We start from the raw sequence: 23,815 nt of genomic DNA, 5'->3' as shown, positions 1-23,815 counted from the left end.
TCAACGATGAGAGCAAGAAAAAAATCCCTCCAATCGTGCATTGGAAGGATTAGTCTTTCACTGAATAAAGTCGATTTGCCACTCGTATCATGACAAATAAAATGCCAACTGATTGTTAAAAATGGATAGACTAACCCTATATTTTGGTTTGAAATCATTCAATTCAAATAAAAATATAGTTTAGTTCAACATTGTCCATTCATCAGTCCTCTCATAATTGTCTATTTATAGTAACAAATTTTTTAACAAAATACAATGTAGCCTTATCTTAGCGGAGATATTTAATAATTCCTAGAATATTTATAGAAATAATTTATATAATTGTTTAAAAATAATTTCTACTATTCTGAAATGTATGCTATAGTAGGAGCATAATTGAATAATGTGTAAGACTTGGTGCCAAATGAAAGTTTGGCTTAAAAGGGAAGTCGGTGCAAATCCGACGCTGTCCCGCAACTGTAATTCGGAGCAAATCACAAATGCCACTGGGGAAACTGGGAAGGCTGTGAGGCGTGTTGATGAAAAGCCAGGAGACCTGCCAATTTCTAGTACACACCAAATACCTACGTGGAAATAGGTGGTGAAAAGTGACCAAATAGGCACTGTGCGATAATGTTTATGTAAAAGTAGATACTTTTTCGTATTGTTTTAGCATTCATAATTTTAACATGCAGCCATTTTCCAAATAGGAGAATGGCTTTTTATTTTTTCTAAAAAGGAGATTAAAACATGACCTATACAAGCACACTCATTGGTTACCCCTATATAGGGGAAGATCGCGAATGGAAAAAAGCATTAGAATTATTTTGGCGTAATGAACTTTCTGAAGAGGACTTTGAGGAAAGATTAAAGAAGATTCGTTTAGCGAGAATCGACAAGCAGCTACAATTGGGTATCGAAATGGTGACAGTTGGTGATTTTACGTATTACGATAGAATGTTAGATACGGCTTTGATGTTTGGTCTAGTACCAAAACGCTTTAACTGGCAAGGTGGTAAAGTCGATTTACATACCTACTACAGTGTAGCAAGAGGGAATAAAACAGCCGTAGCGAGTGAAATGACAAAATGGTTTAATACCAATTATCACTATATTGTTCCTGAGTATGAGGGACAAGCCTTACAACTAACAGAAAATAAAGTGTTAGCTGACTTTTTAGAGACGAAAGAAGCATTCGAGATCATCGCGAAGCCGACATTGATTGGTCCCTATACATTTTGTAAGTTAACGAAAGGCTACAACAAATTAACACAGGTTGAATACTTATTAGCCTTATTACCGCTCTATACACAGGTATTAAAAGAGCTAGTGGATGCAGGTGCCGCTTGGATTCAGCTAGAAGAGCCATCCCTTGTTACAACCCTTGATCCAGCAGAGATAAAGCTGGTGCAAGAAATTTACGACCAGTTAGCCGTTGCTGTTCCAGGGGCTAAGATTATGCTACAAACTTATTTTGAAGCATTATGTGCCTATGAAACATTGATTACGCTGCCTGTTCAAGGATTTGGCCTAGACTTTGTTCATGGCTATAAAGGGAATATGGAGTCACTGCGTCAATTTGGTTTCCCGCAGGATAAAGTATTGGCAATTGGGGTTGTAAATGGCCGTGATATTTGGCGTTCAAACCTTGCAGAGGTCAACGCAACGATTCAAGCCATTGAACAGCTAAGTCAGGCCGAAGAGCTATGGATTCAACCATCAAGTAACCTACAGCATGTTCCAATCACAACCTCTCTTGAAAATGAACTTGACCCTGTTTTAAAGCAGGCTTTGGCCTTCGCAGATGAAAAAATCGTAGAAATCACGGGGCTAACTAAATTTAGACGAGATAAAGATGGTTCCTTACAACATAATTTTTCAGAAAGTATGAAGGCGATTGAGGCTCTAAAAAATCATCCAATCCGCCAAAACAAGTTGATTCATCAAGCTGTTCAAACTGTGACAACGCAAGATTTTGAACGACAAAGTGATTTTACGCAACGTCAAAATATACAACAACAGGCCTTAGCGTTACCACTGTTCCCAACGACTACAATCGGTAGCTTCCCACAATCTGATGAGGTGAAAAGAAATCGTAATGCTTGGCGAAAGAAACAACTAGCAAATGAAGACTATGAGGCATTTATAGAAGAGGAAACTAAGCGCTGGATCACTATACAAGAGGACCTAGATATCGATGTACTCGTTCATGGTGAATTTGAGCGTACAGACATGGTAGAATATTTTGGTGAAAAACTGACTGGCTTTGCCTTTACAGAAAAAGCATGGGTCGTTTCATACGGGTCACGCTGTGTGAAGCCTCCGATCATTTATGGAGATGTTGCGTGGGCCTCACCCATTACCGTAAAAGAATCAGCCTATGCTCAAAGCCTAACAAAGCGATTTGTAAAAGGCATGCTGACAGGGCCTGTGACGATATTAAATTGGTCGTTTGTACGCGATGATCTTTCCCGTCAAGATGTCGCTTATCAAATTGCATTAGCACTTCGCAAAGAGGTGGAAGCACTAGAAAACGCAGGTATTTCAATTATTCAAGTGGATGAGCCAGCACTAAGAGAAGGCTTACCGCTTCGAAAAGAAGAGTGGGGGGCTTACTTAGATTGGGCTGTCAATTCCTTCAAGCTTGCTACATCTAGTGTCAAAGATGAAACACAAATCCATACACATATGTGTTACTGCGAATTTAATGATTTCATCGAACCGATTAGCGCACTAGATGCAGATGTGATTTCCATTGAAACATCGCGAAGCCATGGGGAACTCATCACGTCACTACAAGTGCAACCCTATAAAAAAGGAATAGGTTTAGGTGTCTATGATATTCATAGCCCACGTGTACCAAGTGAGGAAGAAATGCTCACTATTATGAAAGATAGTATACAGGTTCTTGATCGCCATCAATTTTGGGTGAATCCAGATTGTGGCTTAAAGACAAGAAAAGAAACAGAAACCGTTGCAGCTTTAGCCAATATGGTTGCTGCTACTAAAACATTGCGTCAAGCCGTACAACAATCTACATCAAGATAATGAAATGATTTATTTAATCTACTACATCTACTCTCCAAAAGATAATAAAGGCCAGGGTAAGTTACCTGGTCTTTTTATGTTGTTTGGAGGAATTTATTATATTCAGAAAATAAAATTGACGTGAACATGCGAGCATGTTATGTTTATTACTAATTTCATAGCAATCATTACAAGTTTGAATGAATTCGTCTTTCATTCAATTAAAAGGAAAATGGGTGAAAATCCCATGCTGTCCCGCAGCTGTAAATGAGGAGTTTTGTTTCAAATACCACTGAGTAAGTACTTGGGAAGGTGAAGCAAAATCATGATTCATGAGCCAGAATGCCTGCTTGTAAGAAGATTCATTGATGATCTACGAAAGATAGGGAGATGGATGGAGACTTGCTCATCGTGAGTTTTTCTGTCCTTATTCTTTTTTAGAATAAGGTTTTTTTATGCCCTCTCTTCTTCAACAAGTAGATTTATTTGCACTACGAATAGAGATAGGAGACAGAAAATGAGATTGACTAAGTATTTACTTCCTTTACTGCTTGTGCTGATGTTCAGTTTACTTGCTGGCTGTACAAGCACGGATGAAGAAAAGGGGAAGACAGCGACACCACAAACAAATGAAAAAATGATAACAATTGGCTGGCCATTAGATGTCGGTCCATTGAATCCTCATACATATTTACCGAATCAAATGACTGCCCAAGCCATGGTCTATGAATCCTTGGTGGAATACAATGATGATGGCACGGTTACGCCAAAGCTAGCAGAAAGCTGGGACATCTCAGAGGACAAAACTTCGTATACTTTCCATTTAAGAAAAGATGTGAAGTATTCAGATGGAACTGCTTTTAATGCCGATAATGTCATTCGTAATTTTGATGCCGTATTAGCGAATCGAGACATGCATTCTTGGATGGGCATGGTCAACCATATGAAAGAGGTTGTAAAAATGGATGATTTTACCATTCGTCTGCAATTGGATGAACCCTATTATCCTGTCTTAAACGAACTTGCCTTTGTCAGACCTTTCCGCTTTTTAGGGGATAACGGATTCCCAGAAGGCGATACGACGCAAGATTCTATCAAGGAACCGATTGGGACAGGCCCATGGGTGTTAACTGAATACAAAAAGGACGAATATGCATTATTTAGTCGCAATGAAAACTATTGGGGAGAAAAACCACTAGTAGAACAAATAAAAGTAAAAATTATCCCTGATTCAGAATCTATTTCATTGGCATTTGAAAACGAAGAATTAGATTTAATTTATGGTCGTGGCATTATTAGTTTAGATAACTATACGTATTTAAAAGACAGTGGGAAATATAAAACAGCTACCTCTGAGCCTTTGTCTACGAAAGCACTGCTGTTCAATACACAATCTGGCCCGTTAGCTGAATTAAAGGTACGTCAAGCCATTCAATATGCTATTAATAAGGAGCAAATGGTAGACAGTATTACACATGGTACAGAAAAAGTGGCAAACACATTGTTCTGGGATGCGATTCCTTATGCCAATATAGATTTAGCGCCTATATTATACAATCCGGAAAAAGCGCAACAATTGCTAGATGAGGCAGGGTGGACGTTACAGAATGGAGAAAAAATTCGTTCGAAAAACGGACAACCACTATCATTAGATTTAATTTACATTGCATCCGATGCGATTCAAAAACCAATGGCAGAATTAATGCAAGGTGAATTAGCAAAAATTGGCGTACAGTTGAATTTAGAAGGTGCAGATGTGATGGTCGGTCTTCAAAAATTGATGGATGACCAGGTAGAGATTAATTTCTGGCGTACCAATGGACCGCCAACAGACCCTCATAGTTTTGCAAATGAATCAGCTACACCAAATGCTAGTGGTGTGTATGAGGCGAAATTAGGCTTACCAAATGCCAAAGAAATTGATACGAAAATTCACCAATTATTAGTAGGGACAGATGAAGAGGAACGCGTGCAGCTTTATACGGATATTTTAACGATGTTCCATGACCAAGCACTATTCTATCCAATATCTTACGAAACAAATAATGTGATTTATCAACCATATCTAAAGGATTTTGCCCCACGTGCATCTGAATACGATATACCTTATGCACAAATGGCTACAGAAAAATAAAAGTGGAAGAGAGAGTATGTCTAGCAAAGACAGCTCTCTCTTTATCATAGGATTGAGTAGGAAGTGACAGCATGTATGAGTCGACATGGATGTTTTGTTTAAAAAGAATTTTGACTTTGCCCTTTGTCTTATTAGGCGTTTCCATCCTAACCTTTGTATTTATTCGTTTCGTTCCAGTAGAGCCTGCTGAAGTCATACTACGTTTGGCAAGAGTTGCGCCAACAGAGGAAGCCATTCAGGCATTACGTGAAGAACTAGGGACGGACAAGTCGTTTCTTCTTCAATATTTACTATGGGGAAAAGGCGTATTACAGCTAGATTTCGGCACATCTTTTGTTAGTAAATTACCCGTGGCACATGAGCTATTTGCGAAATTACCCGCAACCATTGAATTAGCGATTGCTGCGTTTGTCCTTATTTTAGGGCTAAGTATCCCATTCGGGGTGATAAGCGCATTGTATAAGCACACCATCATCGATAAAATCATTCGATTCTTTACCATCCTGAGTGTGTCGATTCCAACCTTTTGGCTAGGTTTCCTACTACTCTATTTATTTAGCTTGAAATTAGGATTCTTTCCGACAAATGGGAAGGGCACACTATCTCATTTGGTTTTACCCGCATTCACACTGGCTTTACCAACAATTGGCTTGTTCGTTCAATTTATCCGTTCAACCATCCTAGAAGAATTACAGCAGCAATATGTTCAATATGCACAGTTAAGAGGATTAAAAAGCTCTGTGATTCTTATCCGTCATGTGTTGCGAAATGCTGCTATTCCATTGACATCCCTGTTAGGCATGACCCTTGGGAATCTACTAGGTGGAGCCGTCATTGTGGAGCAGGTTTTTAGCTGGCCAGGACTCGGCAGGTACTTAATCGAATCCATTATGAACAGGGATTACCCAGTTGTACAATGCTATGTATTAATTATCGCTGTTATCTATGTGCTTGCCAATTTATGCACAGATATATTGCATCGTTTATTGGACCCTCATCTAATGATGAAGGGCAGGAGAGATTAAAAATGAACTTCGTACGAACAAAAAGTGGCAATTTGATAGGATTCATTAGTCTATCGCTCCTTGTTATCATTGGCTTGTCGGGGCTATTTGCGCCAATTTTAATGCCACATGACCCTTTAGCTGTCGATATAGCTAAGAAATTTTCGGTTCCGTCTTGGGACTATCCATTAGGTACAGATCATTTAGGAAGGTGTATCTTGTCACGCCTCCTTTTAGGTATTCGTTATTCATTAGGATCAGCGCTCGTCATTCAGCTAGTTGCCATTGTTTTAGCTATCCTACTAGGTGCTTTTGTAGCGTTAAAAAGGGGCTTAATCGATTTTCTTTTTATTCGACTATGTGATATTTTATTAGCCTTTCCAACACTGGTACTTGCATTTGGACTGTTAGGTATATTAGGCCCTAGCTTAAAAAATGTTATAATAGCACTCATTTTTACACAGCTTATTTATTATGCAAGAATGGTCCGAAGTTTGTGTATCGGTATGAATGAGAAAGACTTTGTTCAAGCTGCAAGGATTTCAGGCACTACAGGTATCCAATTAATTAGACGCCATTATATACCCAATATATTGCCATCTATTGTCACGATTGTTGCATTAGATATCGGGAAGGTGATTTTAGAAATTGCGGGCTTTTCCTTTATCGGACTTGGCGTGCAGGCACCGATTCCAGAATGGGGCATGATGATCAATGAAGGGAAGCACTACATGCGGCAGCATCCTGAATTAATGCTTTATCCTGGACTTGCCATCATCCTTGTTGTTTTATTGTTTAATCAGTTAGCAAATCGTTTAAAAAAGCTTGACTAGTAAAGGGGAAGTTATGGAGAAAGTTTTAGAAGTGAAAGACCTCACAGTCAAAATGGGGGAGAAAAATATATTAACCTCTATCAATCTGACAGCTTATAAAGGGAGAGTCTTAGGAATTATAGGGGAAAGTGGCAGTGGAAAGACCATGCTTTGCCATGCCATCATGCAAACATTACCGTCCTTAGCACAAGTCACCCAAGGTGAAGTACTCTATCAGCAAGAAAATTTATTGAACGTTTCAGCTGCTAAATTGAGAACTTATCGTGGCCGGCATCTTTCGATGATTTTGCAAAACCCATCTACTGCATTCGATCGTATTCAAACGATTGAAAGTCATTTTCGAGAAACATTAAAAGCACACTTTAAGCTGACCAAAAAGGAAATGAGACAGATTGCCCTTGATGCTCTGAATAAAGTCCATTTACCTCATCCAGAGCAGCTTTTGTCCTACTATCCTTTTCAGTTAAGTGGAGGCATGCTACAGCGCGTGATGATTGCCCTGTCATTGGCGATACAAGCCTCTCTCTACATTGCAGATGAACCTACGACTGCTCTTGATACTATCAATCAAAAACAAGTATTAACACTTTTTGATTGTATTCGCTCAGAAACAGATGCAGCCATACTCCTTGTCACGCATGATTTAGGTGTCATTGCTGAACTTGCTGACGATGTGGCTGTGATGTATCAAGGAGAAATCATTGAGCAAACGAATGTTTTTGGTTTTTTTGATGCGCCTCAGCATCCCTATACAAAGAAGCTTTTACAAGCAAGAATGCTATTTTAGAGGTGAAAAAATGACGCTGCTAGACGTGAAAAATATAGACATGCATTATGCTCAAAGACCAGCCCTATTTCAACGAGGACAAAAAATTCCTGTATTACAAAAGGTGTCATTCTCACTTCAGAAGGGCGAATGTCTGGGAATCGTCGGTCAAAGTGGTTCTGGAAAAAGCACATTAGGACGCATTATTTTAGGGATTGAACGACCAACAAACGGAGAGCTGCTCTTTCAAGGTGTCAATTTATACGAAGCACCCAGCAAAGAGAAAAAAATGATACGAAGAAATTTACAGGCTGTTTTTCAAAATAGCTATCATTCATTTAATCCAAAACAGACGATTTTCGAAATACTCGAAGAACCGTTTTTGAATTTCGAGCATTTTAGCAAAGCAGAGCGACAACAGAAAGTAAGGGAATTACTAGACTGTGTAGAGTTAGAGTGGGCAATGGCTCAAAACTATCCCTCACAGCTAAGTGGGGGACAGCAGCAACGAGTCAACATCGCTAGAGCTCTTGCATTAAAGCCGAAACTGATTGTTTTAGATGAAGCCATTAGTAGTCTTGATATGATTTTGCAAAAGACGATTATAGAACTATTACAATCACTGCAAAAAGAGCTACAGCTTGCTTATATATTCATTTCACATGATTTACAAGCCACACGTTTTATGTCAGATCGCATCCTAGTGATGCAGCATGGCCAGCTCGTGGAGGAGATTGGGAAGGATGGAGTATATCAGCATCCCGCTTCACAAGAATTATACAATGCTATTTTGCCATCACACCCGCGAGAAAGAAAAAAGAAGGATAGACCAAATTAAACAGAAACTCCATTTTGAAAAATTCAAAATGGGGTTTTCTTAATTATTAAAGCAATACAGAAATAAAATTAATAATATCAATTATAAAATTAACTTTATTTATATTTTGATTCAAATAATTAATTTTTATTATTTACTTCTTTAAATTCTTTGTTATATAATCAACTTAACTTAAAGGAAGGAGTTCACTATGGCTTATCAAGTAATCACAAATTGCCCTGTCTGCAGTAAAACTTTGAAAATTACCAAGTTACAGTGTTCTCATTGTCACACGACGATTGAAAATGAATTTGAATTATCTAAGCTCGCATCTTTATCAAACGATCAGCTTCATTTTGTGGAAGTATTTTTAACCTGTCGAGGAAACATTAAAGAGGTTGAAAAGGAACTGGGGGTTTCGTATCCAACAGTTCGAGGCAAGCTAAACGACATTATTTCATCCCTTGGCTATGCTCAAAAGAAGAAAAATGAAATAGACGAGAAAAAAATTGTAAGCATGTTGGAAAATGGCGAAATCACAACGGATGAAGCCATAAAGCTTTTAAAAGACGAATAGGGAGGAATGGACCATGAAAGAGGAAATTACAAAAGTGTTAACCATGATTCAAGAGGGGAAAATTGATGCGGATAAAGGTTCAGAGCTGATTCAAGTGTTACAACAGAAAGAGGAATCAGGAAACAAGTTTGTGGAAAAAACAAAGTATTTAGATAAAACATTAAAGGTCCGTGTTGTATCCACCGAAAATGATAATGTCACGGTGAATTTGCCGATTAAACTTGTCAAAGCCGTACTCATGGCTGGACACAGCATCGCAGCGAGTATTCCACAATCGGAAAAATACGTGAAAGATATCGACATCAATCTTCTTCTTGAAGCGATCGAAAATGAACTAGATGGACAAATTGTAGATATAAAATCGGCAAACGGAGATACCGTTGCAGTCTTCATTGAATAGAGGCGACGAATGATGCATGTAAAAGTGAAAGCAAAAGACGTTCGCTTTACCGTCCCTGTTCCCTATGCTGTGCTAACCATTGTCCTCTCCATTGTAACTTCCAAATGGATTCAGCAACAAGTCAATAAGTGGACAAAGGCATACTTCGATCAAAAGAAAATAGACTTTACCTTTCCGCTCATCGACAAAGAAATGCTCAAGCCGATTATCAAGGAACTACAAAATTATAAAGGGCTCGTGCTAGTCGATGTCAAAGCTCAGGACGGGACTGAGGTTAAGGTTAGACTATAATACCCAACAAAGAATGATTAGAGCATGTTTGAATAAAAAGCATGCTCTTTGTTATTTAAAGAATATCCTTTGCAAAAGAACTATCGAAATCCCACAATGTATCTTCCAGATTGTTTAATAGCAGTTTCGTTCTTTTCTCAAGTTGATCTGGTAGCTCATTTTTACTGAAATAGGTAAGTTTCAAGCTCTCATCATCCTTTATCTCCAATATACCCCTTACATTTTTCGCAATATAAAGATGAATAACTGTATAGACTTCATCCCCATTTGGATATCGGAAATAATAATCTGGCCCTGAAAAAACACCCACCAAGTCAAATTCATTCGCTACAAGTCCTGTTTCTTCATGAAGCTCACGAGCAGCAGCTTCTTCTAACGTTTCGCCTAGTTCCAATGCACCGCCAGGTAATCCCCAATCCAACGTATCTGATCGATGTTGAAAGAGAATTTGCTTGTCATCGTTAACCACAAGAATGGTCGCCCCAATACTGATAATTGGTCTACTACCGATGTGTTTCCTTAATTCTGTAATATACCCCATATTAGCTCCTCCTATAGATCATAAATAACGATTCGCCTTTCTTCCTTTAAAAACCTCTATTTTCCTTGTGATGCTTAAAATTGGATGTATTGGGATAGATGCACAATCTTTTTTTGTACAAAATATTGCTAAAAAACGCAGAATAGTTCATCAAAGATGAAAAATAGCTTTTTATAATCAGTCTTTTCTGAATTTTACCTATATTGATTGTTTTGAAAACTCTATGTTAAGGTAAAAAGACAAATTGAATATGCTAAATTTTGGTGGTTCAAATGGGAGTTGATTCTATTTGATTAAAAGGGAAGTTGGTGAGAGTCCAACACTGTCCCGCAACTGTATTTAGGAGCTCGAAAACAAAGCCACTGTTTTGTTTGTCAAAATGGGAAGGTGTTATGGGAGCGTTGATCATAAGTCAGGAGACCTGCCACGAAAAAAGCATCAATTGACCTACGAGGATAGGGAGGTGTTAGCTACTGCATGATTGTGAATTCATGTAAATTCACTGTTTTTTTGGTCTGTCATGCTTTTGTAGATTAACAACTTCTAGAAAGGGATAGGAGTTGTTTTTTTGTTGTTCTGTCGTGTTTGAATGGTAACGCTTACAAGAATAATTAAACAAAGGGGCTGTCATTAAATGGAGTTAAATTATTCACCAGGTCTTGATGGAATCATTGCCGCTGAAACAAAGCTATCTTTTTTAGACACTGTAGGAAGTCAAATAGTTATTCGAGGTTATGACTTGATTGAATTATCTCAGCGATATTCGTATTTAGATATTGTTTACTTATTGCTGCATGGAGAAATACCAACTACCGAGCAACAGGCTGATCTACAGGACAAATTGAAAGCTCATTATCAGGTTCCACAAGAACTATTTCAAATTTTTAAGCTATTGCCCAATGAAACACATGCGATGGATGGGCTTAGAACAGGAATTTCCGTTTTAGCAGGCTTTGATCAGCACATCAATGATCGTTCGACTGAAATGAATTTATCGCGAGCATATAGACTTTTAGGTGGTATGCCCAACATCGTAGCAAATAGCTATCGTGTATTAAATGGACAAGAAGCTGTCGAGCCGGATAGTCAACTTTCCTATAGTGCCAATTTTTATTACATGATTACGGGCAGAAAGCCAACTGCGTTAGAAGAAGAAATTTTTGATCAGTCACTCGTTTTATATAGTGAGCATGAGATGCCAAATTCGACATTTGCAGCTCGTGTCATTGCTTCTACACAATCTGATTTGTATGGCGCTTTAACGGGAGCTGTCGCATCGTTGAAAGGGAATTTACATGGAGGGGCTAACGAGGCAGTCATGTACATGCTTCTTGAAGCCAAAACAGTAGAAGGCTTTGAAGCATTGTTGAAAAACAAGCTACAAAGTAAAGAAAAGATTATGGGCTTTGGCCACCGTGTCTATATGAAAAAGATGGACCCAAGAGCGCAAATTATGAAAGAAGCCTTGCACAAATTATGTTTGGAGCAAGGGGATGATCGCTTATATCACATGTGTGAAGCTGGTGAAAAAGTGATGGTACAGGAGAAAGGGTTGTATCCAAATTTAGATTATTATGCAGCACCCGTGTACTACATGCTTGGTTTGCCGATTGAAATCTATACGCCAATCTTCTTTGGCTCACGAACAATTGGCTTATGTGCCCATGTGATTGAGCAGCATGACAATAATCGATTATTTAGACCTCGTGTCAATTATATTGGCGAGCGTCATAACCTTGAAAAATTGTCGGTATAATCAAGTTTTAACAACTCGCCATAAAGCTAATGGGCATTCTGACCAATGCCCATCAGCATACTAGTATATCAAACTTAAGCCTTGAAAGGAAGATATAGATGATTAAAACAAATGACATAACGAAGACAGATCAATTACTTACAGATATTGCGGATTATGTACTAAATACAAAGATTACAAGTGAAGAGGCATACGAAACGGCACGCTATGTTCTATTGGATACTTTAGGCTGTGGCATTTTGGCCTTACAATATCCTGAATGCACGAAGCTTCTTGGTCCAGTAGTACCAGGCACAGTCGTTCCTAATGGTACACGTGTTCCTGGAACTTCTTATGTTCTTGATCCAGTAAAAGGCGCTTTTAATATCGGGTGTATGATTCGTTGGTTAGATTACAACGATACTTGGCTTGCGGCTGAATGGGGGCATCCATCTGATAATTTAGGTGGCATATTAGCTGTGGCAGATTATTTAAGTCGCGTGCGTGTGGTAGAGGGGAAGGCGCCTCTTAAAGTGAAAGATGTTTTAGAAATGATGATTCAAGCACATGAAATACAAGGGATTTTAGCACTAGAAAATAGCTTAAATCGTGTTGGGCTAGATCATGTTCTGTTTGTCAAAATTGCAACAACAGCTGTTGTGACAAAGGCATTAGGAGGCACGCATCAGGAAATTGTCAATGCATTGTCCAATGCCTGGATTGATAATTCAAGCCTACGAACATATCGCCATGCACCGAATACAGGTTCTAGAAAATCATGGGCTGCTGGTGATGCAACAAGTAGAGCAGTGCAGTTAGCGATGATGGCTGTAAAAGGTGAAATGGGCTACGCAACGGCCTTATCTGCACCAGGCTGGGGATTCCAAGACGTTCTCTTTAATAAACAAGAATTAAAGCTTGCTAGACCACTGACATCTTATGTGATGGAAAATGTACTATTCAAGGTTTCTTATCCAGCTGAATTCCATGCACAAACAGCTGCTGAATGTGCCGTTCATTTACACCATGAAGTGAAAAATCGTTTACAGGACATTGAACGCATTCAAATTACGACACATGAATCAGCAATACGAATTATTGATAAAGAAGGGCCTCTTCTTAATCCAGCTGATCGCGATCACTGCCTTCAATATATTACAGCTATCGGACTTATCTTTGGTGATATTATTGCAAATCACTATGAAGATGATGTGGCAGCAGATCCTCGTATCGATGAGTTAAGAAATAAAATGGTGATTGTGGAAAACGCTCAATATACAATCGATTACCTAGATCCTGAAAAACGTTCGATTGCCAATGCTGTTCAAGTTTATTACAACGACGGCACATCATCTGAGCTTATTGAGTGTGAATATCCTTTAGGACACCGTTTCCGTCGTGAGGAAGCATTCCCTCAAATCATTGATAAATTCCAGCAAAACATCAGTACCCATTATTCACAAAAACAATTACGTAAAATTAATGAGGTTTGTGCTAATCAAGAGCTTCTTGAAAATAGTGCCGTCCATGAATTTGTTAATTTATTTGTTTAACTTTCTAGGCGATTCTGGACGTACTTATGGCGAGGCATCATTGATTATTAGGGGGTTTTTATAGATGGCGTGGATTGTAAATGAAGCGATAACACAAAAACAACTGGCTGAGCAATTTCAAGCGCTCATTAATCGTTCAACGATTTTGCAAATACCAGGCGCTCATGATGCAATGGCAGGTTTAATGGCTAAAAAAGTTGGCTTTGAGGCATTGTATCTTTCTGGAGCTGCCTACACGGCCAGCAGAGGCTTACCTGATTTAGGAATGATTTATTCCAATGAAGTGGCGCAGCGAGCGAACGATATTATTCGTGCTACGAATTTACCAATGCTCGTGGATATCGATACTGGCTTCGGTGGTGTACTAAACGTTGCCCGTACAGCGCGTGAAATGATAGAGGCAGGGGTTGCTGCTGTACAGCTAGAAGATCAAAATCTTCCAAAAAAATGTGGTCACTTGAATGGAAAAACGCTTGTTTCCCAGGAGGAAATGATACAAAAAATAAAGATGATTAAGCAAATAGCCCCTACTTTAGTGATTGTTGCCCGCACAGATGCGAGGTCTGTAGAGGGCTTAGAACAGGCTATCTTAAGAGCTAAAGCCTATGTAGCAGCTGGGGCAGATGCTATTTTTCCAGAGGCGTTACAAACAGAAAAAGAGTTTAAACAATTTGCCCGTGAGCTGGATGCTCCCTTATTAGCTAATATGACTGAATTTGGACAAACGCCTTATTATACCGCTAAGGAGTTTGAAAAAATGGGCTATTCGATGGTGATTTATCCCGTTACATCCATGAGAGTTGCAGCCAAAGCCTATGAGCAAGTGTTTACCTTAATAAAAAACACAGGAACTCAGAAAGATGCTATTGAGGATATGCAAACGAGAAGTGAATTATATGAAACCATTTCCTATTACAAATTTGAAGATTTAGATAGTGAGTTGGCGAAAACCATCTTACCGAAAGAGGAAATAAAGTAGGAGAAAAGTTGTTTTTCTCCTTTTCTTTCAAGGAGGGCTAGTATGGATAAACTAGAGGACAAAATGACCATCTTTACACCAGAGGACTTTCAAGATGAGGAAGAGCTTATCGCAAAAACGGCAGAGCTCTTCATTAAACAGGATGTCTCACCTAATACTACAGCTATTGAAAAGCATCAATATGAAGTTACTCGTCAGTTATTTCAAAAAGCAGGTGACCTTGGTTTACTAGCCATTGAGATACCCGAAGACTATGGGGGGCTGGCACTCAATAAAAAAATTTCAGGGCTCGTTGCAGAAAAAATGGGCTATGGCGGCTCATTTAGTGTCTCTTACAATATTCATGCAGGAGTCGGCACATTGCCCTATGTCTATTTTGGAGATGCGTCACAAAAGCACAGATACTTACCAAAGTTGGCCTCAGGTGAATGGATTGGAGCCTACGCACTGACTGAGCCAGACGCAGGTTCAGATGCATTACATCCCAAAACAAATGCGATTTTAAATGGAGATGGCTCTGCATGGATCTTAAACGGTGAAAAGCAATGGATTACCAATGCGCAGCTAGCAGATATCTTTGTTGTTTTTGCCAAAACAAGTGAAGGCATGACTGCTTTCATTGTAGAGCGTACCTTTACAGGGGTATCTGTGGGACAGGAAGAAGAGAAGATGGGCATTAAGGGATCTTCGACGGCTACCCTTATATTAGAAGATGTTAGCGTACCGAGGGATAATGTACTTGGCGAGGTTGGAAAAGGCCATAAAGTGGCGATGAATATATTGAATATGGCACGTCTAAAGCTAGCTTTCTCCAACATTGGCACTGCCAAACAGGCTCTACAATTAGCTGTGAATTACGGGAAGGAACGGAAGCAATTTCACAAGCCAATTGTTGATTTTACTATGATACAGGAAAAGCTAGCGGACATGGCCATTTCGATATATGGGGCTGAAAGTGCTGCCTATCGGACAGCTGGAGAAATGGATGATGCGATTGAGTTAGCTAGTAAAGAGTCGATGGTTCATAAAATAGCCGATTTCGCTTTGGAATGCGCCCTTAATAAAGTTAATTGCTCAGAAGCCCTTGGCAAAATTGTAGATGAAGCTGTACAAATACATGGTGGCTATGGCTATATGCAAGATTATGAGGTAGAACGATTGTATCGTGATGCGAGGATTAGCCGTATTTTTGAAGGGACAAACGAAATCAATCGTTTAACCATTGCGAAAATGTTATATAAAAAATATACACTCGCACCTTCTACGTATAATGCGCCTGAAGCCTATAAGACAGCTGAAATAAATCAGCAATACATCCAGCTTTCCAACTATTTAAGGCAAGTAGCTTTTACTGTCATTACAGACGCACAGATCCATTTGGAACAAGAGCAGGAATACATGCGTCTGTTGGCTGATATAGCAAAGGATTTTTATGTTATGGAAGCTTCTTTACTGAGAACTGAAAAAAACGTAAATGAAAAAACGAAACACTTGATGACTGATATCATCTGTCAGGAAGGCTACCGTAGAATAGAAAAAAGTACAATTGATATTATTTGTGCTGCTGAAACAAATGAACAAAAGCGAAAAATATGGCTAGATGCTATTCCACAACTAAACATCCCACTTCATCAAAATCTCTTTATGAAAAAGCGAGAGATTGCTAGAAGTATTATTAACAATCCAAAATCGATAAGTTAATTAAATAGGAGGGAAACGATAATGGTCGATACTTTTGCCAATGTAAGCAAGGAAGGTGCCATCACGATCATTCATTTAGATCATCCACCAGCAAATACTTTATCATCCGCATCGATTGAAAATCTTCGACTCATTCTCAAAGAGTTAGCTGTGGACGAACAAACGAATGCTATCATTATGACAGGCTCTGGACGATTTTTTGCCGCTGGTGCAGATATTAAAGAATTTGTTTCTACCTTTGGGCAACAGGAAAAAGCATTGCAGATGGCTGAGATAGGTCAAGCACTATGTGATGAGATTGAAGCCATGAAAAAGCCTGTTATTGCTGCTATTAATGGTCCAGCTCTTGGAGGAGGATTAGAGTTAGCATTAGGCTGTCATTTCAGAATTGCATCAAATAATGCCATTGTTGGTTTACCAGAATTAAAGCTTGGCTTATTGCCGACATTCGGGGGGACTCAACGATTGAGCAGAATCACGGGGCAAGCAAAGGCACTACAATTGATTTTAACAAGTAAACAACTAAGTGCCAACGAGGCACTACGATTAGGCATTATTCAACTGGTGACAGAACCAGAGGAGCTTCTGCCAACTGCAAAAGCGATTGCGCAGTCCTTTGTTGAGGGTAAAAGTATGACAAGTGTGTCCCGTACAATTGAATGTGTCATACAGGGCGGCAAAGATCATCTCCAAAATGGGCTAGAACTTGAACGAACACGTTTTGCAGAGTTGTTTTTAACAGAGGATGCTAAAGAAGGAGTTCAGGCATTTATTGAAAAAAGACAGCCAGACTTTAAACATTCTTAAAGGAGGGAATCGATATGACGAACGAAGTACTATTTTCTGTCAGTGATGGCGGTGCAGCAACCATTACACTAAATCGTCCTAAAGCCTTAAATTCACTTTCTACTGAAATGCTAAAGCCCATCGGAGAGAAACTGAAGGAATGGCAAGCAAATGACCAAATTCAGCTAATCATCCTAAAAGGAGCTGGTGAGAAGGGATTTTGCGCAGGTGGTGACATTAAAACACTTTATAAAGCTCGCTCCAGTCAGGAAGCTTTCAAAAATGCTGAAATCTTTTTTGAAGAAGAATATCAAGTAGATATGGCGATCTACCACTACCCTAAGCCCATTATTGCCTGCCTTGATGGCATTGTCATGGGAGGTGGGGTCGGGTTAACCTATGGGGCAAGCCACCGAATCGTTACTGAACGAACGAAATGGGCTATGCCAGAAATGAATATTGGCTTCTTTCCGGATGTTGGAGCAGGCTATTTCTTAAATCAAGCACCAGGCTATGTAGGATACTACTTAGCCTTAACTGCATCGGTCATCCAAGCTGCGGATGTTCTCTTTGCCAATGGCGCAGATTGCTACATGACAAGCGATCAGTTAGACACTTTCCTAGCGCGCATTGATCAATTAGACTGGCATACATTGGAGACCAGCACAGCTCTAGGCCAATTAATGGCGGACTATTCAAGTACACCTTTAACAAACAGTGATCTTGCCCACCTCCAACATAAGATCGATCAGCATTTTTCAAAATATACTGTGGAAGAGATAGTTGAATCCTTAGACAATGATCCAAGTAAATTTGCGCAAGAAACAAAGCAGTTCCTTCTATCTAAATCTCCATCATCGTTAAAGATTACGTTAAAGCAACTGATAGATGCTCAAGATAAGACATTAGAGGAATGCTTTGCGACAGATTTAATCTTGGCTAAAAACTTTTTAAGACATGAGGATTTCTTTGAAGGTGTACGCTCTGTCGTCATTGATAAGGACCGAAATCCACAGTATACCTATCAAACATTCAATGAATTTACAGATAAAGACCTAGAAAATTTCTTTCAAGATCGTAATGCGACAGTAAAAAAGTAAAAACAAGTGGATTTTCTATTGATAAACGTTGAAACCATCTACTATTTAAAAGGTAGATGGTTTCTTGTTTGTAGTGATGTGCGAAGTAAGTTAGCAAAGAGATTGATATGTTATACTATAAAAAACGGAATAACAGGATAAAGGTACAAATTCATAATGAGTTTGTTTAAAAGGGAAGTTCGGTGAAAATCCGGCGCTGTCCCGCAACTGTAATTCGGAGTACATTTTCAAAGCCACTGTTATGTCATGTAATGGGAAGGGAAAATGTGTGATGATCATAAGCCAGGAGACCTGCCTTTGTCTAGTACAGCCAAAAAACCTACGAGGATAGGGGGTGTTGAGTGTGACGAATTACCTTCATCATACTCATAGTGCGACAACCAAGAAAAGGGTCTCTATTCAGTATAGACGACTTATTTTATATTGGTTGAAGAACTATGTAGTATTTAAGTCATAGCTAGCATCTTACCTAAGGGGAAAGATGTTTTTTTTATGAACGAATAGGAGTGAACAAGATGACATCACATTCAATTTTATTTTATGAAAATCAGTTAAAGCAGCAAATAATGAACAACCTTTCTAGTGAGCACATGATTTCCCTACAAGTTTATATCAAAATATTAATACAAGAAAATCCTGATGATTACAAAAATATTAATTATGCCTATTTAAATATAAAACGTGAGTTAGTCGGGGCAATAGAATGCTGATAGATGAAAAAATTTTAGAGGATAGCATTGATATTGATCAACATACTCTATTTAGTAATTTGGATCATTTTGAGCTAGAGAGATGCTTTGTATTAGAATATTTAGAGAAACTTTTAAAGTGGAATAAACAAACACACGCTATTTCTGAAGAGAAACTTCAAAAGCTTTGGATGAAACTGATAAGAAAATATAAATTTTCTCTTGATGAATGGGAAAGAAATGCTGGAAATACGAATATTCACTCGTATCTTGTGAAAGAACAAGGGCATGGTCTACAAAAATTAATTCGTTTTTACAGGGACCGTCATGGAGTGAAATGGTTAGAAAATGCCTTTGATTATGGCATGACATTGCTAATGAAAGGTGGGGAAATGCCAGCATTAGAAATGTTTTTCCTCACAAATTTAATATGTTACAAGTGGCAACTAGACTACTTAGAGGATAAAGAAGTGCAATATTACTTTTCTCATTCAGTAAATGGGAAAGTGAAAGAGGTCTATGATCGTTTTAGGGCTTACGATAGAGAACAGAATCTATTAACTGCAACTAAATTATATAAGCTTTTATCCAAATATAATCCTCAATTTCATACAAATTCTGCTGCAACGCCGGAATTTTATAAGGAATTGGCCCTGTTTATTGTAAAGCACTAATAGATGTTCGTAGTGTCAAACAGTCTATTTTTCTTCAGAATATAGACTGTTTCCATAGCTATTCAAGATTATTTTAGGCATTCTATAAATGAATAGTTTTACTGTAGATAGAATTTAATAGAAAATCTCGTACATCGTTTAAAATATCTATTTTGTTTAGGTATAAGTAATTAGTGATAATCTATTTCGAACTACATAATCAAAAATACTGAATAATCCAAAAATAAAGAAGTTTAGAATCTAGATTTACTTTTCATTTGAAGGATGGTAAACTTAAAACTATTGAACAACAACAATATATTGTGTTCGTTTTACTAAGGTACTACTATATGTAGTTTAAAAGGGAAGTTCGGTACAATTCCGACGCTGTCCCCGCAACTGTTAAGCTGACGATGATAGCATCCACTGTGCATGCGCATGGGAAGGAAATCAGAGAATGAAGCAAAGCCAGGAGACCTGCCTTTCTAAAACAAATTAATCATTTCTTCGGGGATTAAGAGATGGGAACGTCGGTATTTTTAGTATGTTAACGTTTCCATTTTAGCTATCTCTCTTAAAGAGATAGCCTTTTTATTTTATGAAAAGAGGGATTTCTATGAAACTTTATACGAAAACAATTTGTCCAAAATGCCTGTGGGTAAAATCTGAATTACAACGTGCAGGACTTGAAGCAGAAATTGTTAACATTGATCACGATGAACAAGCTAAGCAAACCATTATAGATGCAGGTTTTTTAAGTGTGCCTGTTTTAGAAATGAATGAAACCTTTATAGGAGATGTTCAGGAAATTGTTTCTCAAATTGAGTTGATTACCCTATGATCGTTTATGCAAGTCGTACAGGCAATGTCCGAAATGTTGTATCCAAATTAAAGGCAGAAGCTATCGAGCTCTCTGAAGAATTGCGACTGAATAAGCCGTATCTTTTAATTACCTACACAGATGGTTTAGGTGACATTCCAGCGAAGGTGCAACGCTTTTTAGAAAAAAACAGAGATTTTTGTAAAGGAGTAGTTGCCAGTGGCAATAGTAACTTTGGCCATCATGTATTTGGCGCTGCTGGTGAGAAAATTGCTACTACCTATCATGTACCCTTAGTAAGGAAATTAGATTTACGAGGCAATCAAACAGATTATGAAGCAATACAAACGTTTTATGAAACGAGGGTAATGAGATGAAAACCTATTTAAAGCTTAATAATGACGTACTGAATCGTTATAGTACAACTGGATTACTTGAGTTAGAAAAAGATCGTGAAGCTACGCGCCGCTACTTTTTAGAGTATGTCAACGTACGTTTGCGTTATTTTATAGATATTGAGGAAAAAATCCGCTATTTAGTTGATGAGGGCTACTATGAGAAAGCATTTATCGACATGTACGAAATGGAATTTATTAAGAAGTTGTATAAAAAAGCCTATGATTATAATTTCCGTTTCCCATCCTTTATGAGCGCCAGCAAGTTTTATGATAGCTATGCTATGAAAAGTCGTGACGGCGAAGAGATTTTAGAAAAATATGAGGATCGTATTGTTATTATTGCTTTGTATTTAGCTCAAGGCAACACAGCTTTAGCAGAACGTTCTGTCGAAGCGATGATGGAAGCCTATCAACCTGCCACACCAACTGCATTGAATAGTGGCAAGAAAGCACGTGGTGAATTAGTAAGCTGCTTTAAATTATCAATGGATGACTCCATGAATAGTATTGCCGAAAACATTGGCTATTGTTTAGAGCTATCACGCCTTGGTGGTGGGGTTGGGGTCAACTTAACAGATTTACGCCCTTTAGGGGATCCAATTAAAGAGATACTGAATCGTGCAAGTGGTGTCATCCCAGTTGCGAAACTGTTAGAAAATTCTTTCAGTTATTCGAATCAGCTAGGGCAACGAAATGGCTCTGGTGTTGTTTATTTAAATATTTTTCATGCAGATATAGAAAATTTTATTTCATCCAAAAAACCGAATGCCGATGATAAAATTCGCCTCGCAACCCTTTCAACAGGAATTATTATACCTAGTATTTTCTTCGAACTGATGAAACGCGATAAAGATATTGTTTTGTTTAGCCCATATGATATATATAAAGAATATGGCAAACGTATGTCTGAGATCTCCATCTCAGAAATGTATTACGAGCTACTTGATAACCCTAAAATTCGTAAAATCAAACGTTTGAATGCACGTAAGCTTTACACAGAGGTGAAAAAAGCACAATTTGAATCGGGCTATCCGTTTGAAATCTTTGATGATAATGTCAATAAGGTACATCCTTTAAAAAACATTGGTCGCGTAAAAATGTCCAATCTATGTACCGAAATTCTGCAAGTGCAAGAGACAAGTATCATTACGGACCAAGATCAACCAAATGACTATGGACTCGATGTATCGTGTAACTTAGGGTCTATTGATATCCATGCAGCAAGTAAAGTCAATGATTTCGGCGCATTAGTCGATACAGCCATGCACTTATTAACGAATGTATCGCAAATGACACATATCAAGAATGTACCGTCAGTTGCAAAAGCCAATCAATTAATGCATTCTGTAGGGCTTGGCTGTATGAACCTTCATGGGCATCTCGTGACGGAGGGCATCTTGTACGGCTCAAAAGATTCGATTGATTTCATGGATCACTTTATGGAAGCGATGAACTATTACTCACTGAAATCTTCGATGGAAATGGCGAAAGAAAAAGCTGCAACCTTCTACCGATTTGAGGACAGTGATTATGCATCAGGTAGCTATTTTGACCAATATATAACTAAGACTGAAGAAGAGCTATCACCTGTTGTGTTGAAAGCACTTGGCAATATTCCAATCATTACGAACAAGATGTGGGAAACGTTAAAGCAGGATGTAATGCAATACGGTCTATTCCATTCCTATCGTTTGGCTATTGCTCCAACTGGCAGTATCTCATATATTCGTAGCTGTACGGCTTCAATCGCACCATGTACAGAGCGCGTAGAGGTTCGTGATTATGCTGATAGTAGAACGATTTATCCAATGCCTCATTTAACAAATGACAACAGCCATTTATATGTGGAGGCATATGATGTAAATCCGTATGATTTAATTGATTTATACGCAGCTTCTCAAAAACACGTTGACCAAGGTATTTCCATGACGCTTTATGTGACGGACAATTGGACAACCGAACAATTGGCTAAAGTATACATTTATGCATGGGTAAAGGGCATTAAATCCGTTTACTATGTTCGTCAACGATTACAAAGCTTAGAGGAGTGTGTAGCATGTCAAATATAATCTATGAGGCCGTCAATTGGAATAAAGCAACAAGTGAGCTTGCCCAAATATTTTGGGATCAGCAATGGAAGCAAATTTGGTTTCCTGAAGAAATTGCGGTCAGTAAAGATATTAAGCAATGGAAAAGCTTTGAGCATCAAGACACATATAAAAAAGTATTTGCAGGATTAACCTTACTAGATACTGTACAAACAAATATAGGGATGAATCGTGTTGCCGCTTATACAGACGATTTACAGGAGAAGGCTGTCCTAACTGTTTTTGATGCATTTGAGGCCATCCATGCCAAATCTTACTCTTATATTTTCACAACGCTTTGTACAAATGAAGAAATAGACGAGCTATTTGAGTGGGTCAAGAAAAATGAATTCCTACAGTATAAGGCAAATAAAATTGCAGATATTTATAATAGTATTGAAGAAGGCAATCCAGAGAGTTTATGGAAAGCAATGTTCTCATCCGTCATGCTCGAATCCTTCCTTTTCTATTCTGGCTTTTTCTATCCATTGTACTTAGGAGGACAAGGCTTCCTACGAAACAGTGCTGAAATTATTTCACTTATTTTGCGCGACGAATCTATCCATGGTGTAGCAGTTGGATTTTTTGCTCAAAATCTATTCAAGCAATTTTCAAAGGAAAAGCAAGAAGAGCTACATTTATGGGGCTATGAGCTATTATTAGATTTATATCAAAATGAAATGAAATATACCGATGATATTTATGCGGAAACAGGATTATCGCCTGAAGTGAGAGCGTATGTACGTTATAATGCTAATAAAGCACTAATGAATGTCGGCTTCGAAGCCATGTTCCCAGAAGAGGAAGTCAATCCGATTGTGATGAATGGTATTCGTAATGAAGGCTCCACATATGATTTCTTTTCACAAAAGGGTGCTACCTATGCCAAGGCAAAAGTTGCGCCAATCACAGATGACACATTTAATTTTAATCGTTAAGGATGAA

The 23,815-nt window shown here is 38.3% G+C and carries 22 protein-coding genes and 5 riboswitches; of the genes, 21 read left to right on the top strand and 1 reads right to left on the bottom strand.

Features of this window, described 5'->3' with window-relative positions; translation table 11 throughout:
* Nucleotides 1-377: 377 nt before the first annotated feature.
* Nucleotides 378-557: riboswitch (cobalamin riboswitch) on the top strand.
* A gap of 172 nt (nt 558-729) precedes the next feature.
* From metE to ACEVFT_RS15640, 9 genes are all read left to right on the top strand, one after another.
* Nucleotides 730-3,027, top strand: coding sequence for a 5-methyltetrahydropteroyltriglutamate--homocysteine S-methyltransferase (metE, locus tag ACEVFT_RS15680; protein ID WP_393950647.1), 2,298 nt, complete (start codon nt 730-732; stop codon nt 3,025-3,027).
* Between the two features lie 154 nt (nt 3,028-3,181).
* Nucleotides 3,182-3,374: riboswitch (cobalamin riboswitch) on the top strand.
* A gap of 149 nt (nt 3,375-3,523) precedes the next feature.
* The gene (gene nikA, locus ACEVFT_RS15675) at nt 3,524-5,140 is read left to right on the top strand and encodes a nickel ABC transporter substrate-binding protein (RefSeq protein ID WP_393950645.1); all 1,617 of its coding nucleotides are present in this window, start codon (nt 3,524-3,526) and stop codon (nt 5,138-5,140) included.
* 71 nt (nt 5,141-5,211) lie between these two features.
* Entirely contained in the window at nt 5,212-6,165 is a 954-nt protein-coding gene (gene nikB / locus ACEVFT_RS15670; protein ID WP_342440518.1) for a nickel ABC transporter permease, read from the top strand.
* Between the two features lie 2 nt (nt 6,166-6,167).
* Nucleotides 6,168-6,977: an ABC transporter permease subunit gene (locus ACEVFT_RS15665; RefSeq protein ID WP_393950643.1), complete on the top strand. Its 810-nt coding sequence runs from the start codon at nt 6,168-6,170 to the stop codon at nt 6,975-6,977.
* A gap of 13 nt (nt 6,978-6,990) precedes the next feature.
* Complete coding sequence (locus tag ACEVFT_RS15660; protein ID WP_393950641.1) at nt 6,991-7,764, top strand: ABC transporter ATP-binding protein; 774 nt, start codon at nt 6,991-6,993, stop codon at nt 7,762-7,764.
* Between the two features lie 10 nt (nt 7,765-7,774).
* Nucleotides 7,775-8,581, top strand: coding sequence for an ABC transporter ATP-binding protein (locus ACEVFT_RS15655; protein ID WP_393950640.1), 807 nt, complete (start codon nt 7,775-7,777; stop codon nt 8,579-8,581).
* Between the two features lie 190 nt (nt 8,582-8,771).
* Nucleotides 8,772-9,137, top strand: coding sequence for a DUF2089 domain-containing protein (locus ACEVFT_RS15650; RefSeq protein ID WP_393950638.1), 366 nt, complete (start codon nt 8,772-8,774; stop codon nt 9,135-9,137).
* Between the two features lie 13 nt (nt 9,138-9,150).
* Nucleotides 9,151-9,537, top strand: coding sequence for an SHOCT-like domain-containing protein (locus tag ACEVFT_RS15645; RefSeq protein WP_205443560.1), 387 nt, complete (start codon nt 9,151-9,153; stop codon nt 9,535-9,537).
* A gap of 9 nt (nt 9,538-9,546) precedes the next feature.
* Nucleotides 9,547-9,828, top strand: coding sequence for a hypothetical protein (locus ACEVFT_RS15640; protein ID WP_393950637.1), 282 nt, complete (start codon nt 9,547-9,549; stop codon nt 9,826-9,828).
* A gap of 55 nt (nt 9,829-9,883) precedes the next feature.
* Here ACEVFT_RS15640 and ACEVFT_RS15635 read toward each other — a convergent pair whose 3' ends face one another.
* Nucleotides 9,884-10,369, bottom strand: a complete 486-nt coding sequence (locus ACEVFT_RS15635) for an NUDIX hydrolase (RefSeq protein ID WP_393950636.1) — start codon at nt 10,367-10,369, stop codon at nt 9,884-9,886.
* 247 nt (nt 10,370-10,616) lie between these two features.
* Nucleotides 10,617-10,812: riboswitch (cobalamin riboswitch) on the top strand.
* 191 nt (nt 10,813-11,003) lie between these two features.
* Between ACEVFT_RS15635 and mmgD the strand changes: the two genes are divergently transcribed.
* From mmgD to nrdF, 12 genes are all read left to right on the top strand, one after another.
* Nucleotides 11,004-12,125: a citrate synthase gene (mmgD, locus tag ACEVFT_RS15630; RefSeq protein ID WP_393950635.1), complete on the top strand. Its 1,122-nt coding sequence runs from the start codon at nt 11,004-11,006 to the stop codon at nt 12,123-12,125.
* Between the two features lie 98 nt (nt 12,126-12,223).
* A complete protein-coding gene (prpD, locus tag ACEVFT_RS15625; RefSeq protein ID WP_393950634.1) occupies nt 12,224-13,657 on the top strand; it encodes a 2-methylcitrate dehydratase in 1,434 nt (477 codons plus the stop codon).
* A gap of 64 nt (nt 13,658-13,721) precedes the next feature.
* Complete coding sequence (prpB, locus tag ACEVFT_RS15620; protein WP_393950633.1) at nt 13,722-14,636, top strand: methylisocitrate lyase; 915 nt, start codon at nt 13,722-13,724, stop codon at nt 14,634-14,636.
* Nucleotides 14,637-14,678: 42 nt separating this feature from the next.
* Nucleotides 14,679-16,337 carry an acyl-CoA dehydrogenase family protein gene (locus ACEVFT_RS15615; RefSeq protein ID WP_393950632.1) on the top strand — a complete coding sequence of 553 codons (1,659 nt, stop codon included), beginning with the start codon at nt 14,679-14,681 and terminating at the stop codon, nt 16,335-16,337.
* A 21-nt stretch (nt 16,338-16,358) separates the two neighbouring features.
* Nucleotides 16,359-17,144 carry an enoyl-CoA hydratase-related protein gene (locus tag ACEVFT_RS15610; RefSeq protein WP_393950631.1) on the top strand — a complete coding sequence of 262 codons (786 nt, stop codon included), beginning with the start codon at nt 16,359-16,361 and terminating at the stop codon, nt 17,142-17,144.
* A 14-nt stretch (nt 17,145-17,158) separates the two neighbouring features.
* The gene (locus ACEVFT_RS15605; protein ID WP_393950630.1) at nt 17,159-18,223 is read left to right on the top strand and encodes an enoyl-CoA hydratase/isomerase family protein; all 1,065 of its coding nucleotides are present in this window, start codon (nt 17,159-17,161) and stop codon (nt 18,221-18,223) included.
* Between the two features lie 124 nt (nt 18,224-18,347).
* A riboswitch (cobalamin riboswitch) is annotated at nt 18,348-18,536 on the top strand.
* 202 nt (nt 18,537-18,738) lie between these two features.
* Nucleotides 18,739-18,933: a hypothetical protein gene (locus tag ACEVFT_RS15600; protein WP_205443570.1), complete on the top strand. Its 195-nt coding sequence runs from the start codon at nt 18,739-18,741 to the stop codon at nt 18,931-18,933.
* Nucleotides 18,927-19,586, top strand: coding sequence for a hypothetical protein (locus ACEVFT_RS15595; RefSeq protein WP_393950629.1), 660 nt, complete (start codon nt 18,927-18,929; stop codon nt 19,584-19,586). Before ACEVFT_RS15600 ends, ACEVFT_RS15595 begins: the two co-directional genes overlap by 7 nt.
* 300 nt (nt 19,587-19,886) lie before the next feature.
* Nucleotides 19,887-20,064: riboswitch (cobalamin riboswitch) on the top strand.
* Between the two features lie 117 nt (nt 20,065-20,181).
* Nucleotides 20,182-20,406 (top strand): glutaredoxin family protein, encoded by a 225-nt coding sequence (locus ACEVFT_RS15590; protein WP_205443572.1) that lies wholly within the window; start codon nt 20,182-20,184, stop codon nt 20,404-20,406.
* Entirely contained in the window at nt 20,403-20,762 is a 360-nt protein-coding gene (gene nrdI, locus ACEVFT_RS15585; protein WP_205443573.1) for a class Ib ribonucleoside-diphosphate reductase assembly flavoprotein NrdI, read from the top strand. The genes ACEVFT_RS15590 and nrdI overlap by 4 nt, the downstream gene beginning before the upstream one ends.
* Entirely contained in the window at nt 20,759-22,852 is a 2,094-nt protein-coding gene (nrdE, locus tag ACEVFT_RS15580; protein ID WP_205443574.1) for a class 1b ribonucleoside-diphosphate reductase subunit alpha, read from the top strand. The genes nrdI and nrdE overlap by 4 nt, the downstream gene beginning before the upstream one ends.
* Nucleotides 22,840-23,808, top strand: coding sequence for a class 1b ribonucleoside-diphosphate reductase subunit beta (gene nrdF / locus ACEVFT_RS15575; protein ID WP_004229921.1), 969 nt, complete (start codon nt 22,840-22,842; stop codon nt 23,806-23,808). Before nrdE ends, nrdF begins: the two co-directional genes overlap by 13 nt.
* The last annotated feature ends 7 nt before the right edge of the window (nt 23,809-23,815 follow it).

It is taken from the genome of Lysinibacillus sp. PWR01, from assembly GCF_043359455.1.
Classification (GTDB): domain Bacteria; phylum Bacillota; class Bacilli; order Bacillales_A; family Planococcaceae; genus Lysinibacillus; species Lysinibacillus fusiformis_F.
Note: the sequence above shows the minus strand (reverse complement) of the source record. Positions and strands in the feature narration are given on the sequence as shown.

Coding starts and splice junctions, on each gene's coding strand:
- metE (WP_393950647.1), top strand. CDS start 730: ATGACCTATACAAGCACACTCATTGGTTACCCCTATATAGGGGAAGAT.
- nikA (WP_393950645.1), top strand. CDS start 3,524: ATGAGATTGACTAAGTATTTACTTCCTTTACTGCTTGTGCTGATGTTC.
- nikB (WP_342440518.1), top strand. CDS start 5,212: ATGTATGAGTCGACATGGATGTTTTGTTTAAAAAGAATTTTGACTTTG.
- ACEVFT_RS15665 (WP_393950643.1), top strand. CDS start 6,168: ATGAACTTCGTACGAACAAAAAGTGGCAATTTGATAGGATTCATTAGT.
- ACEVFT_RS15660 (WP_393950641.1), top strand. CDS start 6,991: ATGGAGAAAGTTTTAGAAGTGAAAGACCTCACAGTCAAAATGGGGGAG.
- ACEVFT_RS15655 (WP_393950640.1), top strand. CDS start 7,775: ATGACGCTGCTAGACGTGAAAAATATAGACATGCATTATGCTCAAAGA.
- ACEVFT_RS15650 (WP_393950638.1), top strand. CDS start 8,772: ATGGCTTATCAAGTAATCACAAATTGCCCTGTCTGCAGTAAAACTTTG.
- ACEVFT_RS15645 (WP_205443560.1), top strand. CDS start 9,151: ATGAAAGAGGAAATTACAAAAGTGTTAACCATGATTCAAGAGGGGAAA.
- ACEVFT_RS15640 (WP_393950637.1), top strand. CDS start 9,547: ATGATGCATGTAAAAGTGAAAGCAAAAGACGTTCGCTTTACCGTCCCT.
- ACEVFT_RS15635 (WP_393950636.1), bottom strand. CDS start 10,369: ATGGGGTATATTACAGAATTAAGGAAACACATCGGTAGTAGACCAATT.
- mmgD (WP_393950635.1), top strand. CDS start 11,004: ATGGAGTTAAATTATTCACCAGGTCTTGATGGAATCATTGCCGCTGAA.
- prpD (WP_393950634.1), top strand. CDS start 12,224: ATGATTAAAACAAATGACATAACGAAGACAGATCAATTACTTACAGAT.
- prpB (WP_393950633.1), top strand. CDS start 13,722: ATGGCGTGGATTGTAAATGAAGCGATAACACAAAAACAACTGGCTGAG.
- ACEVFT_RS15615 (WP_393950632.1), top strand. CDS start 14,679: ATGGATAAACTAGAGGACAAAATGACCATCTTTACACCAGAGGACTTT.
- ACEVFT_RS15610 (WP_393950631.1), top strand. CDS start 16,359: ATGGTCGATACTTTTGCCAATGTAAGCAAGGAAGGTGCCATCACGATC.
- ACEVFT_RS15605 (WP_393950630.1), top strand. CDS start 17,159: ATGACGAACGAAGTACTATTTTCTGTCAGTGATGGCGGTGCAGCAACC.
- ACEVFT_RS15600 (WP_205443570.1), top strand. CDS start 18,739: ATGACATCACATTCAATTTTATTTTATGAAAATCAGTTAAAGCAGCAA.
- ACEVFT_RS15595 (WP_393950629.1), top strand. CDS start 18,927: ATGCTGATAGATGAAAAAATTTTAGAGGATAGCATTGATATTGATCAA.
- ACEVFT_RS15590 (WP_205443572.1), top strand. CDS start 20,182: ATGAAACTTTATACGAAAACAATTTGTCCAAAATGCCTGTGGGTAAAA.
- nrdI (WP_205443573.1), top strand. CDS start 20,403: ATGATCGTTTATGCAAGTCGTACAGGCAATGTCCGAAATGTTGTATCC.
- nrdE (WP_205443574.1), top strand. CDS start 20,759: ATGAAAACCTATTTAAAGCTTAATAATGACGTACTGAATCGTTATAGT.
- nrdF (WP_004229921.1), top strand. CDS start 22,840: ATGTCAAATATAATCTATGAGGCCGTCAATTGGAATAAAGCAACAAGT.